Consider the following 14,807-nt stretch of genomic DNA (forward strand, 5'->3'; position numbering starts at 1 on the left):
GTCGGCGCATTGTTCCACGACGGTGAATGGGATCTCCACCGTCGATGTTGACGCCGTCACGCCGCCCTTGGGAACATTCGGGCCGCCGGACGACGGCCACGGCCATCGTGGACGCGTGGCGCGACAGGAGGCTGTCCGGGTGACGATCGAGACCCCGACCGATGACGACGCGGCGGCCCGGCTGGGCCGGCTGACCGACCTGGCGACCCCGTTCGCGGTCCGCACGGCGGTGACGCTGCGGGTCCCGGAGCGGATCGCGGCCGGTACGACCCGCCTCACCGAGCTGGCCGACGGGTGCGACGCCGACCCGGACGCCCTGGGCCGGTTGCTGCGCTACCTGGTCCACCGGGGCGTCTTCGTCGAGCCGGCGCCCGACGAGTTCGCGCTGACCGACGTCGGTGAGCTGCTCTGCGACCGTGACGGCGGCGGGCACGGCGGCTACCTGGATCTCGACGGTCTCGGGGCCCGGATGGACCTCGCCTACACCGGGCTGCCGACGGCGATCCGCACCGGCGGGCCCGGCTACCAGGCGGTGCACGGGCGGGACTTCTGGGCCGACCTGGACGCCCACCCGTCCTACCGGGCCTACTTCGACGCGTTGATGCTCAGTCAGCAGCGGTTCACCGCACCCCAGGTGGCGGCGCTCTACCCGTGGGAGCGGGTGGGTCACGTCGTCGACGTCGCCGGGGGTGCCGGCGGGCTGCTGCGGGAGCTGCTGACGACCCACCCGCACCTGCGGGGCACCCTGGTCGACCGGGCCGAGCCGGTGGCCACGGCGGCGGGCACGTTCGCCGAGCACGGGCTGACCGGGCGGGTCGACACGGTGGTCGGGGACTTCTTCGCCGAGTTGCCGGCCGGCGCCGACGTCTACGTGGTGTCCCGGGCGTTGACCGACTGGAGCGACACGCACGCCACGGCGATCCTGCGCCGGTGCGCCGAGGCGGCCGGCAAGACCGGACGGGTACTGGTGGTGGAGGTGCTGCCGACCGACCCGTACGTGCCGCACCGGTCCCCGTACGACCTGCAGATGCTGGTGTTGGTGGGTGGCCGGGAGCGGGGCGTGGCCGACCACACGGCGTTGGCCTCGGCGGCCGGTCTGGCACCGGTCGGGACCTATCGCGGCACCGACGGACTGACCCTGTTGGAGTTCGCGGCGGACGCCTGATCCGGCGGCGGGTGATCTGACTTTCGTACCTGATTCCGGCTATCGGTGTGACACACGGTGAGCAGGTCAGCGGATTTCTCTGGGCATCAACCGATTTGATGGTGAATTGGTTCGTGACATTCGTGTTTCTCCATCGCCGGGGCGGTTTTCCGATGGTTGTTCAGGGCGGGACCGGCAGGTAACGTCTCGCGTGGCGGCTGGGCCGAGCCTTTGCGAAAGGGTCGACACGCTATGACGGTTACTGGCTTTACGCGTTTTCCGCCCTTCATCGACGACCTTGCCCGCAGTGAATCCGGGCGGCTGCTGCACGCGGAGTTCGAGCGTCGGTGGCCCGAGACGACCGACCAGTTGGTGGGGATCGCCCGGTACGCCCTGTTGCCGGCGGGCAAGCTGCTGCGTCCGATGATGACGCTGCACGCCGCCGAGGCGGTGGGCGGGTCGCCGTCCCGGGTGCTGCCGGCCGCGCTGGGGATGGAGTACCTGCACGTCGCGACGCTCGTGCACGACGACATCATCGACGCCGACACGCTGCGGCGGGGTCGCCCGGCGGTGCCGGTGGCCTTCGGGATTCCCAGCGCCATCGTGGTGGGTGACCACCTCATCTTCACGGCCTTTCAGTCCATTGTGGAATCAGGGGTGACCGCACCCCCGGGGCACGTCGCCGCCGCCGTCGCGGCCCTGGCCGAGGCGGGCCGGGACCTGTGCCGGGGCCAGATGCTCGAGACGCAGCTCGTCGGTGACCTGGACGCGGGCGCCCGGTGGTACCCGGAGATGATCCGGCTCAAGACCGGCGCGCTGTTCCGCGCGGTCTGCCACGTCGGCGCGCTGCTCGGCGGAGCCGACCCGCAACTCGCCGCCGGGCTGGCCCGCTACGGCGAGCACCTCGGCATCGCCTTCCAGATCCGCGACGACCTGCTGTCCTACGTGGCCACTCCCGAACAGACCGGCAAACCGGCCACCAGCGACCTCAACAACGGCCGGCCGACCCTGCCGCTGCTGCTCGCCTACGACGCGGCCACCGACACCGCCCGGGTCGAGCTGATGGCGGTGCTGCACCGGCGCGGCGCCGGCCCGGGGGACGTCGAGTGGGTCGCCGCCCTGCTCGACGAGGTCGACGCGGTGCAGGCGGCCCGGCGGCAGATGGCGGAGCACGCCGAGCAGGCCCTGGCGGAGCTGACCGCGCTCACCCCCTCCGCCAGCGCCGACGTGCTCACCGGCATCGCGCACTGGATGACGAGCGAGACGGCGTGAGCACAGCCGGTGCCGTACGCGCGCTGCGCGCCCACATCGAAACCTGGCGGCCGTACACCCTGTGGTATGTCGGGCTGGTCGGGCTCGCCGGCGCGGCCCTGGCCGACGGCCCGCACCACCCGTGGCTGCTGGTGTCGGCCTGGGCCGCCCCGACCGCCGGCTGGCTGGGCGGCCACTACCTCGGCGACTACTTCGACCGGGACCTCGACGCCGGCAGCAAGCCGCACCGGCCGATCCCGTCCGGCCGGCTGGCCGCCCGCACGGCGCTGTGGTGCGGCGGGGTCTGCTTCGCGGTCCTCGCGCTGCTGGCGGTGCTCGGCGGCTGGGGCACCACCTCGGCCGCCGTGCTCGCCGCGTTCGGCATCGTCGCCTACAGCCGCTGGTGCAAGGCGCGCGGCGTCGCCGGGAACCTGGTCCGGGGCGCACTCGGCGCGATCGCGCTGCTCTACGGGGCGCTGGCCGTCGGACTCTCCCCGGACCCCCCGTCGGCGGTGCCGGTGCTGCTCGCCGCGATGGTCGCGTTCTGGTCGCACGACACGATGTCCAACCTGGTCGGTGCGTTGCGCGACATCGACGGTGACCGGGCCGGCGGCTACCACACGCTGCCGGTACGCCGGGGTTCGCCGTTCGCGGTACGCACCGTGCTGGCCCTCTACGCGGTGACCGTCGTCGCCGCGCTCACCGCCGGGCTGCTGGCCGGGCCGGACGGCCGGACCGGCTACCTGGCCACGCTGATCGTGGTCCTGGTGCTGGGGGTCGTCGCCCTCGCCCCACTGGTCGCGCACCGCGCCGACATGCCCGTCGTGGTGGCGCTGCGGGCGCACTCCGTCCTGGTCGTCGAGCGGGTGGTGCTGGCCTCGGCCCTGGTCGGGCTGCGGCTGGGTATCGGCCTGCAACTGCTGCTGGTGCTGCCGATGGTCGGGTTGACCTGGTGGGCCCAGCACCTGATGCGTGCCCGGCACGAACTCGGCACCGGCCGACCGGCACTGGCCCTGGCCACCCCCCGCCGAGCCGCCATGGAGGACGTGTCATGACCGTTGTGCCCACCGAGGCCCTCGACCGGGCCATCAGCGACGGCGCGGAGGCGCTGCTGCGCCGGCAGCGCCCCGACGGGGTCTTCGGCGACGACCCACCGGCCTCGGTGCTGGGCACCGCGGGTACGGTCGCCGCCCTGCACGCCGCCGACCCGGGGGGCAGCGCCGACCTGGTCGACGCCGGCACCTCATGGCTGCGCCGGCAACAGCACGACGACGGCGGTTGGGGCGGCGTGGTGGGGGCCGACAGCGAGGTCGTCGCCACCGCCGTCGCGGTCGCCGCCCTGGCCCTGACCGCACCGGAGGCCAGCGCCGAGGCGATCACGGCCGGCCGCGCCCGGCTGGCCGCGATGGGGGGTGTCGACACGGTCACCGACCCGGCCATCTCGCTGCTCTGCCGGCAACTGCTCACCCTGGCCGGGATGACCGTCGAGGCGGGCCCGCTGCGCCGGCTGCCGTTGGAGATCGTGCTGTTCGACCGGGTCCGCCGGCAACGGCTGTCGTTCCGTACCTCGCCGTTCATCGGGCTGGCCCTGATGCAGGCCGACCTGCTGCCCACCGGCCGACTGCGCCGGGCCACCCTGCGCCGGGCCCGCCCGGCGGCCCTGCGGCTGCTGCGCGCGATCTACGACCACGAAGGCCGGACCGGCGCGCTGAGCGAGGACCCGTGGCCCGCCGCCCTGGTGCTGCTCGGCCTGGCCCGCTCCGGCGAGGCCCCGGACATCGCCACGGCCGTCGTCGGCTGGCTGCGTCGCGCGGTCCGCCCCGACGGCGCCTGGGACGCGGTGACCAACCTCGACCTGACCCGCTCCGGCTACGCGGTGACCGGGCTGGCCGCCGCCGGCTACGCCGCCGACCCCCGGTTGGCCCCGACCCGGGACTTCTTCCACGCCACCCAGAAACCGACCGCGTTCACGGTGCTCGACGTGCCGCCGGGCGGATGGAGCTACTCCAACGTGGGCGGCTGGCCGGTGACCCTGGAGTCCGCCGAGATCCTCTCGGCGCTCGCCGGCTACCCCGACGCCGACACCGACCCGGTGCTGCGCAGCGGCCTGACCTGGCTCATCGGCCGGCAGGACACCCGGGGCTCGTGGAGCCTGTGGGTGCGCGACACCAAGCTCGCCAACGACGGGCCCTGCCCCGCCATCACCAGCCAGGCCGTCCTCGCCCTGCACGACACCGGCCACCCCGACGACCACCCGGCGGTCGCCGCCGGGGCGGCCTGGCTGCTGACCGCCGGACGCCCCAACGGCAGCTACGAGAACCTCTGGTACCGCGACCACACCTCCGGCACGGCGGTCGTGGTGACGGCGCTGTCCCGGGTCGGCCACGCCCGGCACGACGTGGTCCGCCGGGCGGCCGGCTGGCTGCGCGACACCCAACTGCCGGACGGGTCGTGGGGGCCGGGCGACGGCACCGCCGGGTCGGTCGAGGAGACCGGCTGGGCCGTCCAGGGGCTGCTGGCCACCGGCGACCCCGCGCACGCCGACGCGGTCGACCGGGGGTCCGCTGGCTGCTCGCCGCCGCCGGGCCCGACGGCGGCTGGCCGGCCACCCGGGTCTGCAACTACATCCGCCACCACCTGCGCTACCCCAACGCCGTGATCACCCAGGCGGTCGCGCTGCGGGCGCTCGGCGAATACCGGCGTACCGTCGCCGGGCGGGCGGGCGTCACACCCGGCGCGGTGGCCCGATGAGCGCCGACGTCGTCGTGGTCGTGGTCGGGGCCGGGGCCGGCGGCCTGGCCGCAGCCCGCGCGCTCGGCGCCCGCGGGCTGCGGGTGGTCGTGCTCGACCGGCAACGCACCCCCGCGTCGATCGCCAAGGGCGAGATCCTCCAACCCGAGACGGTACGCATCCTCGACGGCTGGGGCGTGCTCGACGCCCTGCGGGCCACCGGCGCGCGTCCGGTCGACCAGCTGGCCATCCGCGACCCGCAGGGCCGGGCACTGCTCGCCCTCGACTACGGCACCCTGCCGGGCAGCCACCGGCAGATCCTCTGCGCCGACTACGGCGACCTGCGCGGCGTCCTCGCCGACGGGCTGCCCGGCACCGTCGAGCTCCGCTGGGGGCAGCGGGTCACCGGCCCACTGCGCGCCGCCGACGGCCGGGTCACCGGGGTCCGGGTCACCGGCGGCGACGGCGAGCAGGACATCCCGGCGGCGCTGGTGGTCGCCGCCGACGGGATGTCCTCACCGCTGCGCAAGGCCGTCGGCATCGACGTCGAGCGGCGGGAGTACCCGCACGGCCTGGTCGCCTTCGACGTGCCCGGGGTGGAGGTGGCCGACGAGGTGTCGGCCTACCGCACCGACCGGGGGCTGTGCCTGGTCTACCCGCTGCCCGGCGGGCGCTGCCGGGTCTACGTCCAGGTGACGCCGGGCGAGTTCCGCGGCCACAGCACCGCCGACCTGGCCGCCTGGTGCGACCGGCTGCTCGTCGGGGTGCCCGCCATCCGGCCGCTGGGGTCGGCGTTGCGGGCCAGCCTGCACCGGCGGCAGCTCCTCGCCGTCTACCGACTGCGCGCGGCGCAGCTGACCGTGCCCGGCCTCGCCCTCGTCGGCGAGGCCGCCCACGCGGTGCACCCGATGGCGGCGCAGGGCGTCAACAGCTCACTCGCCGACGCCGAGACCCTCGCCGCCACCCTCACCGCCGACGGGGACCGCCCGGACGCCGCCGGGGTGGACCGGGCACTGCGGAACTACGACACGGCCCGCCGACCCCAGCTCGACCACATCGCCACGGTCAGCCACAACGCCGCCCGCATGATCACCAGCGTGTCGGGGCTGCCCCGGCTGCTCGGGGCGCGGATGATGCGGCGCACCGCGGCCAACCCCCGGCTGCTCGGGCTCACCGCCGGCAACCTGTCCGGCACGAACGTCCGACCGCTGTCCCTGGTCGACCGGATCTACCAGCTCGGGCTGCTCACCGACCGGCACGCCCACCCGCCCGTCCCGCCGGCCCCGCAACGAAGTGAGCGACGATGACCACTGCCACCACCGTCGGCACCCAGCCGCCGGCCGACCTGTCGATGAACGAGACGCCGTACCCGCCGCTGCCGAGCATCCGACGGATCGTCGAGGACGGGGCCGCCGCCCTCCAGCGGTACCCGGACCGCACCGCCGCCGCACTGCGGGGCACCCTGGCCGCACGGTTGGGCGTGGGACCGGAGGCGATCCTCGTCGGGCCCGGCTCGGCCGGGCTGTGCCAACACCTCGTCCAGGCGCTCGGGCCGCGCCCCGAGGTGGTCCACCCGGCACTGTCCTTCGAGGGCTACCCGCTGATCATCAGCAACGTCGGGGCCCGGGGCGTGCCGGTGCCGATGGACGGCTACCGCCACGACCTGCCCGCCATGGCCGCCGCCGTGACCGACCAGACCCGGTGCGTGCTGCTGTGCAACCCCAACAACCCGACCGGGGCGGTGCTGCACCGCGACGAGATCGACGACTTCCTGGCCCGGATCCCGGCCGACGTACCGGTGATCATCGACGAGGCGTACCGGGAGTTCGTCACCGACCCGCAGGTGCCCGACGGGATGGACCTCTACCGCGCCCACGACAACGTCTGCGTCCTGCGCACCTTCTCCAAGGCGTACGGGCTGGCCGCGCTGCGCGTCGGCTACGCGGTGGTGCCACCCAGGGTGACGCCGCTGGCCGGCATGGTGGGCGCGGTGTTCTTCCCGAACAGCCTGGCCCAGGCCGCGGCGGTGGCGAGCCTCGACGAGGCGGTCACCCCCGAACTGACCCGACGCTGCGCCGAACTGGCGGCGTCGCGTACCCGGCTGATCGACGAGCTGCGCGGACTCGGCCTCACCGTGGCGGACAGCGAGGCGAACTTCGTCTGGCTGCCGCTGGGGGAGCGGGCGGTGCCGTTCGCCGAACGGGCCCGCGAGGCCGGCATCCTGGTGATGGCCCTGCCCGGCGCGGGGGTGCGGATCACCGTCGGCACGGACGAGGCGAACGACCGGCTGTGCGCGTTCGCCCGGACCGCCCTGGCCGCCGGGCTCTGACCGGCCGGTGCGGCGTGCCCACCGTCCGGGCCGCCGCCGGCCCGTCGGGCCGGAGTAGTCACCGGTCGGGCCGTCCCTCGCCGGTCGGATCGGCGTCGTCCCAGCTGACCAGGCAGAGGTAGCGCAGGTCGGGGTCGTAGTCGGCGGCCACCACCGGCCGGGACCGGTCCGGGTCGGCGAGCCGGTCCAGCAGGGTCCACCACAGGCCGGTGACCGGCTGCCCCGGCGGCGTGACGTGCACCCCCTCGACGGGGTGCGCCGGCCAGGCAGTGGCGAGGTCGGCGCTCAGCACCACCCGGCCGTCGGTGCGGCCGGCCGACAGCGCGGCCAGTTCGGACCCGGCCAGCGCGGCGACCTCGTCGGCGGCCACGTCCGGGTGCTGGCGTACGACGTCCACCCGGGCCGTGACGTCCAGGACGTCACCGGTGGAGCCCGCCGGGCCGGTGGTGCCGGGTCCACCTCGTACCCCGGCGGCCACCGGCTCCTCCGCTGCGGCGGGAGCCGCGGGCGGCACCGGGCCCGGTGTGGGGACCGGCCCGTTGGCGCGGTAGAGCAGGGCGACCCCCTGGTGCCGGGCCGGAGCGAGGGCGGACGTGTCGTAGGGCACAACGGTCTGTTCGACGACGATCAGCAGGACCCGTCGGCACCCGCCCGACGACGCGTACGCCCGGGCGAGCCGCAGCGCGCTGAAGGCCGCCGCCGAGCCCTGGTCGCAGACGGCGAACGACAGCGGGGTCCCCGGGCAGACGTGGCTCAGGTAGGTGGCGGTGGCCCGGCCGGGCAGCATGTCGTGTCGGGAGAACGCCAGGACGAGCAGGTCCACCGGTTCGTCCGGCGTGACGAGCGCCCGGATCAACGCCTCGGCCATCTCCGCGTAGGACTGCCCCAGCGACCCGGACGCCGTGTCGAACAGGCCGACCGGCACCTCCCGCCCGTCCTGGCGGGCCAGGTCCGTCAGGTAGCGCCGGGACTGCTCCCGGTGGGCCGGGTCGTGCAGCAGCGCGGCCGGCCCGGGGAAGGCCCGCCGGGCGGCCCGGATCAGGTGCAGGTCGGTCGGCGGGGCTGCCGGCACGGTTCTCCTTCCTCACACCGGTCGGCACGCACCGATCGGCTTCACACCGGTCGGCACGCACCGACCGGTTCCTGCGGCGCGGTCAGTGGGCGAAGACCATGGCGGCGAAGGTGGCGCCGTCCCCGGCCCCGACGGCGGCGACCAGGTAGCGGTCACCGGGGTCCAGCAGCCCCCGCTCGCGCGCCGTCAGGTAGTTGGCGAACGCGTCCGCGCAGAAGACGTGACCGGTGTCCCGGACGTTGTCCAGCAGCACCCGGTCGCGGGGGAGCCCGATCAGCCGGCACAGCCGGTGCCACGTCACGACGTTGACGTTGTGCGGCAGCACCAGCCGGATGTCGTCCAGGGTGACCCCGGCCACCGCCAGGGCACGCCCGATCACCTCCGCCAGCGCCGGCCGGTACTCGCGCTGGAACTGGGCCCCGGAGGCGCCACCGGCGACGTCGAACTCGCCCCGCTGCGCGCACGCGTAGCCGAGCAGCCGGTCCCGGGGCCCGTCGGCGCTGACCAGGCACGCGGACGCCCCCTCACTGAAGACCGAGGTCTCCGGGATGAACTGGGCGTCCCGGGTGAACGCCTTCTCCCCGGTGAGGACCAGCGCCAACGGACCGTCGCCCGGCCCGTGCCGGCCGGGTGGTTCGGCGGCCAGCAGCCGGCCGGCCATCTCGATCGCGAGCAACGCGCTGGCACACGACTGCTGGGTCAGGGTGAAGGCGACCGCGTGGCCGAGCCCCAGCGCGCGGCAGACGTCGTGCAGCGGGTTGACCGGGTACGGCGTGACGACGGGAAACGCCCGCCCGTACAGGACGAACCGGACCCGGTGTTCCTGCCCGCGCAGGGCGGTGAGCCCGGTCGCGGCGTGCAGCAGCAGGTCGTGCAGCGACAGGTCGGGGTCGCGGCGCACCTGGTCCAGGCCGTGGAACCGGCGGAACAACCGGACCTGCATGTCGGTCAGCTCCAGCGGGCCGGCCAGGCTCTCGATCGGGACCCGGCGCTGGGGGAGGTGGACCGCGACCGCGTCGAGGGCCGTCATGCCGACGGTGCCGACCGTGGCCGGTCGGCGGCCGGCGCCCGGCGTCGGCCGGCCACCACGACGGTCGGCCCGTCACCGAACACAGTGGACGACGCCGCCCGGTGTCGTTGCTCGTCGACCGCCACGCGTCGAATCCCATCAGCGGCGTCCGTCGCTGTCAACGCGTGCCACAATATCGACGTGGCCCGCTTCCTGTTCGTCGTCCTGCCGGTGGCGTCCCATCTCAACGCCCCGCTCGCCATCGGCCAGGCGCTCCAGGCGGCGGGGCACGAGGTGGCCTGGTGCGGGCCCCGCAGCGACCTGCGACCGCTGATCGGCCCCGACGCGACCCTCTACCCGACCGGCAAGCGGTACTTCCGCCTCGACGGCGAGACCGGCATGGCCTCGGTGCGCAGCCTCTGGGAGGGGCACGTGTTGCCGGTCAACCGGTTCATCCGCGACGCCGCCGACCAGGCCGTCGCACACCACCGGCCGGACGTCGTCGTCGTCGACCAGTACGCGCTGGCCGGCGCGCTGGCCGCGTACCGGCACGGGGTGCCGTGGGCCACCTTCTGCGTCGGCACCCTGGAACTCACCCCGCCGGACCTGCCCGAGTTCGACGAGTGGGTACGCGGCCAGCTCACCCGGGTCTGGGCGATGACCGACCTGCCGGTCGACGAGACGATCGACCTGCGCTTCTCGCCGTACCTGGTGCTCGGGTTGACCAGCACGGCGTTGACGGGCGCGACGCCGCTGCCGGCGCGGTGCGTGCTGACCGGCCCGGCGCTGGGCCACCGGCCCGACGCGCCGGCCTTCGACTGGGACGCCTGGGACCGGTCCCGCCGGCACGTGCTGGTCACCGTCGGGACGATGGCCGAGCACCTGGCCCGGGAGTTCTTCCAGCGGATGCTGGCGGCCACGGCACCGCTCGCCGACCGGGTGCAGGTGGTGCTCACCGCCTCGACCGACCTGCTGCCCGACCCGCCCGCGCACGTGCTGGTGGCCCCCGGGTGCCGGTGCTGGAGCTGATGCCCCACCTCGACGCGCTGGTCTCCCACGGTGGGCTGGGCACGGTGACCGAGGCGCTGGCGCACGGCGTCCCGGTGGTCGTCGCGCCGATCCGGCACGACCATCCGATGGTCGCCCGGCAGGTGACCGACGCGGGCGCCGGCATCGAGGTCTCGTTCGGGTCGGCCACCCCGGCGGAGCTCACCACCGCGCTCGCCGCCGTCCTCGACGGGCCGGGCTACCGGGCGCAGGCCCGCCGGGTCGGTGAGTCGTTCGCCGCGGCCGGTGGCGCGACGGCCGCCGCCCGGCACCTCGCCGCCCTGGCCGGTCGACCCATCGACCATTGTCCTACGGGTACGCCCACACTAGCCTGACCTGACGCACCCGCACGGGTGTCGCCGTCCATGGTCGACACTCCCGTGGCCCGGCGTCGTCCCGCCCGAGGAGGCTCGATGATCGAGGCCACCGGCCTGCGCAAGTCCTACCGGGTCGGGCGTGGCCGCAGCGCCGGTACGGTCGAGGCGGTGCGCGGGGTCGACTTCGCGGTGGCCCGCGGCGAGATCGTCGGCTTTCTCGGCCCCAACGGCGCGGGCAAGTCCACCACCATGCGGATGCTGGCCACCCTGATCCGCCCCGACGGGGGTCGGGCGACGATCGCGGGGGTCGACCTGCTGCGGGCACCCGCCCAGGTCCGCCGGCAGATCGGCTTCGTGGCCCAGGCCAGTGGCACCTACGACGACTCGACCGCCCGCCGCGACCTGGTGCTCCAGGCCCGGCTGTACGGCTTCGGCAAGGCCGAGGCGCAGCGCCGGGCCGAGGCGGCGATCGGGGCGTTCCAGCTCGGCGACTTCGCCGACCGCCGGATCAGGACCTACTCGGGTGGGCAGCGGCGGCGGCTCGACGTGGCGCTCGGGGTGATCCACTCGCCGCAGGTCATCTTCCTCGACGAGCCGACCGCCGGGCTGGACCCGCCCAGCCGGGTGCGGATGTGGCAGGAGGTCCGGCGGCTGCGGGCGGAGGGGATGACCGTCTTCCTCACCACGCACTACCTCGACGAGGCCGACACCCTGTGCGACCGGGTGTCCATCATCGACGGCGGCCTGATCGTCGCCGAGGGCACCCCCTCGGATCTCAAGCGGGAGATCTCCGGGGACGTGGTCGCGGTCGACCTCAACCGGGCCGGTGTGGTCGACGACGTCACCGACAATGACCTGCCGGTCGCCACGAAGCTGCTGACCGAGCAGCCCTACGTGCACTCGTCCGAGGTGGTCGACGGCACCCTGCGGCTCTATGTGGACAGTGCCGCCACCGCCATCCCGCAGATCATGCGCACCCTGCTGGGCCGGGGGATCGAGCCCGGGGCGATCGAGGCCCGCCGACCCAGCCTCGACGACGTCTTCCTGGCCAAGACCGGCCGCTCGCTCGAGGAGTGACCACCGGTGCGAGAGGAGCCGCAGTGAAACTGGTCCGCGACACCTGGCTGATCTTCCAGCAGGAGGTCGGCCTGATGGTGCGCAACCCGGTGATGGTGGCGTTCAGCCTGGCCCAGCCGATCACCTATCTGGTGCTGTTCGCCCCGTTCCTCAAGGTGGTGATGGTCGACCGGGGCGCCTCCTCGTACGCGGACGCGTACCGCATCTACGTGCCCGGACTGTTCGTGGCGATGGGCCTGTTCGGTGGGCTGTTCGCCGGCTACGGGCTGCTCAGTGCCCTGCGTGCCGGCATCATCGACCGGTGCCGGGTGACCCCGGTCAGCCGCACGGCGCTGCTGCTGGGGCGGGCCCTGATGCACGTCTGCCTGAACGTGGTGCAGGCGGTGATCATCACGCTGGTGGCGTTGCCGTTCGGGTTGCGGGTGCACCTGGGCAACCTGCTCATCTCCTACGCGTTGCTGTCGGTGATGGTGCTGCTGAGCACCTCGATCTCGTACGACATCGCGCTGCTGGTGCGCAACGAGAACAGCCTCGGTGTGCTGGTGAACACCGTCGGCCAGCCGATCTCGCTGCTCGCCGGGGTGCTCATCCCGCTGGTGCTGGCCCCGCTGTGGATCCAGCAGGTCGCGGTCTGGAACCCGTTCGCCTGGGCCACCAACGGCATGCGGGCGCTGTTCAACGGTCAGATCGGCCAACCCGTGGTCTGGCAGGGTGCGCTCATCATGATCGGGTTGGCGGCGGTCAGCCTGGTCTGGTCGTCGCACCTGTTCAACCGTGAGGTCTCCTGACAGGCCGCCGCAAACCGGCCGGGCGGCACGGGCGGTCACCGCCGTGGTCGTACCCGAAATTGATGTTGGCCATTGTCTGCCGGTGGTCCGCGCTCTAGCCTGAGCGTGTCCCAGATCGGCCGTCGCGCCGAGGTGCGGTGACCGTGAGCGTGTCAGGTGAGGAGACAACTCGTTGGGTGCCGACAACTTCCGGGCGACCCTGGCGGCCGACATGGAGCTGGGGGCCGGAAACGTCCTGCTCCGGCTGGCCGAACACGGTGCCGACCCGGACCTGCCCCGGGTGACCTTCGACGTCGACGTGGACGGGATCCCCGCCTGGACGCCGCTGTCGCTGGCCACCCTGACCGAGCGGGTCGCCGCCCGCGCCGACTGGTTCCGGCGGCGCGGCATCGGCCGGCGTGACCCGGTCGCGGTCTACGTGACGTCCGCGCCCGACGTGTTCCTCAACTTCCTGGCCCTCAACCGGCTCGGTGCGATCCCGGCCCTGATGAACGGCAACATGCCGATCGAGTTGGCGGCCGAGTTCATCAGGCGGCTACGCGGCGTCGGGGTCGTCGTCGACGCCGACCATGCCGCGCTGCGTGAGCACGACCTCGGGGTGCCGATCCTCGGCGACGCCGCGGAGACCGGCACCGGCGACCCCGACCAGGCCCCGCCGCACTACCGCCACCACCCCGAGGACCCGGTCGCCATCACCCACTCGTCGGGGACCACCCGGGTGCCGGCCGCGATCGTCCACTCGCACCACGGGCTGTTCGCCGCCATCCGGGCGGTCCGGCTCACCGAGTCCCGCCCCTACGGTGAGGTACGGGAGCTGTCCGTCCTGCCGGCCGCGCACACCGCCGGCATCATCACCGTCAACCAGGCGCTCTGCAACGGCTACCAGCTGCTCTACCTGTCGGCGCAGGGTGGCCCGTTCGCGCGCAGCGCCGAGACGATCCTCGACGCCATCGAACGCTGGCGGCCGACCGGCGTCTTCGGTTTCGCGGTGACCTGGTCGGAGCTGGCCCGCCACGACCTGACCGCCCGCGACCTGAGTTCGGTGCGCAACTGGTTCAACACCGGCGACTGCGCCCACGAGTCGCACATCCGGCGGCTGGTGGCCGTCGGCAGCCACCCGGCGTACACCCGGCAGGGCATGGTGGACGTGCCCGGTTCGAAGTTCGTCGACATGCTCGGCTCCACCGAGATGGGCCACGGCGCGTTCCGGATCAGCCACCGCCTCGGCAGTGACCGCTACGACCGTTGCGTCGGCAAGCCGTACCCGTTCGCGCAGATCGCCCTGCTCGACGTGGTGACGGGCGAGGAGGTCGCCGAGGGGGAGGTGGGCCACGTCGGGCTCAAGTCGCCGACGCTGGCGATCGGGTACTGGAACGACTCGGTCAACACCTTCCGTACCCGGCTCAACGGCTACTACCTGACCGGTGACCTGATGTACCGCGACCCGGAGGGCAACTACCACCACGTCGACCGGGCCAGCGACGCGGTCGACCTGGGCGACGGCAACTGGCTCTACACGGCGCTGTCCGAGGAGCGCGTCCTGAAGCACTGCCCGGACGTGCGCGACTGCACTGTCATCGCGGTCCGGGAGGACGACGACCGCATCGTCACCGAGGTGCTGCTCCTGCTCGCCGACGACGCCGATCCGGCGCTCGACCGCGCCGACCAGGTCCGCACCGCGCTCGGCCCGGTGGTCGGCGGGACGCTGCGGCGGGTGGTCACCGTGCCCGACGACGGTGTGGTGATGGGCCCGACGGGCAAGGTCCGCAAGTTCCTGATGCGTCAGCGGCTGCTGGCCGACGCCGGGGCACCCGCCACGCGTTGACGCCTGCGCACCGGTCGCTCGGCGGCCGGCTGCGCTCTGGTCGGTCCTGCCGGGCTGCGCTCCGACCGGTCCCGACGGGCTGTCTGGGTGCCGGCGCCCGGCGTCCGGTCCGGGCGCTGCCTCCGCCGCCAGGTGTCCCCGGCGGCCGGCTGCTCTGCTGCCTGCCGCTCCTCACTGCGGCGGCGTCCCCGTCCCGTCCCGACGTCAGGATGCGCAGA

The 14,807-nt window shown here is 74.0% G+C and carries 13 protein-coding genes; 11 read left to right on the top strand and 2 right to left on the bottom strand.

What is annotated here, in order from left to right; all coding sequences use genetic code 11:
* Positions 1–139 precede the first annotated feature (139 nt).
* The 6 genes from J7462_RS29445 to J7462_RS29470 all read left to right on the top strand — a co-directional run bounded on the left by J7462_RS29445 (position 140) and on the right by J7462_RS29470 (position 7,454).
* Positions 140–1,165 carry a methyltransferase gene (locus tag J7462_RS29445; protein WP_219469079.1) on the top strand — a complete coding sequence of 342 codons (1,026 nt, stop codon included), beginning with the start codon at positions 140–142 and terminating at the stop codon, positions 1,163–1,165.
* A gap of 231 nt (positions 1,166–1,396) precedes the next feature.
* A complete protein-coding gene (locus J7462_RS29450; RefSeq protein ID WP_208569110.1) occupies positions 1,397–2,416 on the top strand; it encodes a polyprenyl synthetase family protein in 1,020 nt (339 codons plus the stop codon).
* Positions 2,413–3,450 (top strand): UbiA family prenyltransferase, encoded by a 1,038-nt coding sequence (locus J7462_RS29455; protein WP_219469082.1) that lies wholly within the window; start codon positions 2,413–2,415, stop codon positions 3,448–3,450. The genes J7462_RS29450 and J7462_RS29455 overlap by 4 nt, the downstream gene beginning before the upstream one ends.
* Positions 3,447–5,054 carry a prenyltransferase/squalene oxidase repeat-containing protein gene (locus J7462_RS29460; protein ID WP_305072060.1) on the top strand — a complete coding sequence of 536 codons (1,608 nt, stop codon included), beginning with the start codon at positions 3,447–3,449 and terminating at the stop codon, positions 5,052–5,054. The genes J7462_RS29455 and J7462_RS29460 overlap by 4 nt, the downstream gene beginning before the upstream one ends.
* A gap of 88 nt (positions 5,055–5,142) precedes the next feature.
* Positions 5,143–6,432, top strand: a complete 1,290-nt coding sequence (locus tag J7462_RS29465) for an NAD(P)/FAD-dependent oxidoreductase (protein ID WP_219469084.1) — start codon at positions 5,143–5,145, stop codon at positions 6,430–6,432.
* Positions 6,429–7,454: a histidinol-phosphate transaminase gene (locus tag J7462_RS29470; protein WP_255597946.1), complete on the top strand. Its 1,026-nt coding sequence runs from the start codon at positions 6,429–6,431 to the stop codon at positions 7,452–7,454. Before J7462_RS29465 ends, J7462_RS29470 begins: the two co-directional genes overlap by 4 nt.
* A gap of 58 nt (positions 7,455–7,512) precedes the next feature.
* Here J7462_RS29470 and J7462_RS29475 read toward each other — a convergent pair whose 3' ends face one another.
* Entirely contained in the window at positions 7,513–8,526 is a 1,014-nt protein-coding gene (locus J7462_RS29475) for a 2-hydroxy-acid oxidase (RefSeq protein WP_219469089.1), read from the bottom strand.
* Positions 8,527–8,608: 82 nt separating this feature from the next.
* Positions 8,609–9,556, bottom strand: coding sequence for a 3-oxoacyl-[acyl-carrier-protein] synthase III C-terminal domain-containing protein (locus J7462_RS29480; RefSeq protein WP_208569114.1), 948 nt, complete (start codon positions 9,554–9,556; stop codon positions 8,609–8,611).
* A gap of 180 nt (positions 9,557–9,736) precedes the next feature.
* Between J7462_RS29480 and J7462_RS29485 the strand changes: the two genes are divergently transcribed.
* From J7462_RS29485 to J7462_RS29500, 5 genes are all read left to right on the top strand, one after another.
* A complete protein-coding gene (locus tag J7462_RS29485; RefSeq protein WP_255597947.1) occupies positions 9,737–10,564 on the top strand; it encodes a glycosyltransferase in 828 nt (275 codons plus the stop codon).
* Positions 10,546–10,917, top strand: coding sequence for a glycosyltransferase (locus J7462_RS32765; RefSeq protein WP_308291071.1), 372 nt, complete (start codon positions 10,546–10,548; stop codon positions 10,915–10,917). Before J7462_RS29485 ends, J7462_RS32765 begins: the two co-directional genes overlap by 19 nt.
* 78 nt (positions 10,918–10,995) lie before the next feature.
* Positions 10,996–11,976 (top strand): ATP-binding cassette domain-containing protein, encoded by a 981-nt coding sequence (locus J7462_RS29490; protein ID WP_208569116.1) that lies wholly within the window; start codon positions 10,996–10,998, stop codon positions 11,974–11,976.
* 23 nt (positions 11,977–11,999) lie between these two features.
* Positions 12,000–12,764, top strand: a complete 765-nt coding sequence (locus J7462_RS29495) for an ABC transporter permease (protein ID WP_208569117.1) — start codon at positions 12,000–12,002, stop codon at positions 12,762–12,764.
* Between the two features lie 211 nt (positions 12,765–12,975).
* On the top strand, positions 12,976–14,589 hold the full coding sequence (locus tag J7462_RS29500) for a class I adenylate-forming enzyme family protein (protein ID WP_219470832.1): 1,614 nt from the start codon (positions 12,976–12,978) through the stop codon (positions 14,587–14,589).
* Positions 14,590–14,807: the final 218 nt, after the last annotated feature.

It is taken from the genome of Micromonospora sp. RL09-050-HVF-A, from assembly GCF_019374995.1.
GTDB lineage: Bacteria > Actinomycetota > Actinomycetes > Mycobacteriales > Micromonosporaceae > Micromonospora > Micromonospora antibiotica.

Bases quoted from the DNA above. Each gene is read 5' to 3' on its own strand.
- J7462_RS29500 (WP_219470832.1), top strand. From the start codon at position 12,976: ATGGAGCTGGGGGCCGGAAACGTCCTGCTCCGGCTGGCCGAACACGGT.
- J7462_RS29470 (WP_255597946.1), top strand. From the start codon at position 6,429: ATGACCACTGCCACCACCGTCGGCACCCAGCCGCCGGCCGACCTGTCG.
- J7462_RS29480 (WP_208569114.1), bottom strand. From the start codon at position 9,556: ATGACGGCCCTCGACGCGGTCGCGGTCCACCTCCCCCAGCGCCGGGTC.
- J7462_RS29460 (WP_305072060.1), top strand. From the start codon at position 3,447: ATGACCGTTGTGCCCACCGAGGCCCTCGACCGGGCCATCAGCGACGGC.
- J7462_RS29465 (WP_219469084.1), top strand. From the start codon at position 5,143: ATGAGCGCCGACGTCGTCGTGGTCGTGGTCGGGGCCGGGGCCGGCGGC.
- J7462_RS29490 (WP_208569116.1), top strand. From the start codon at position 10,996: ATGATCGAGGCCACCGGCCTGCGCAAGTCCTACCGGGTCGGGCGTGGC.
- J7462_RS29450 (WP_208569110.1), top strand. From the start codon at position 1,397: ATGACGGTTACTGGCTTTACGCGTTTTCCGCCCTTCATCGACGACCTT.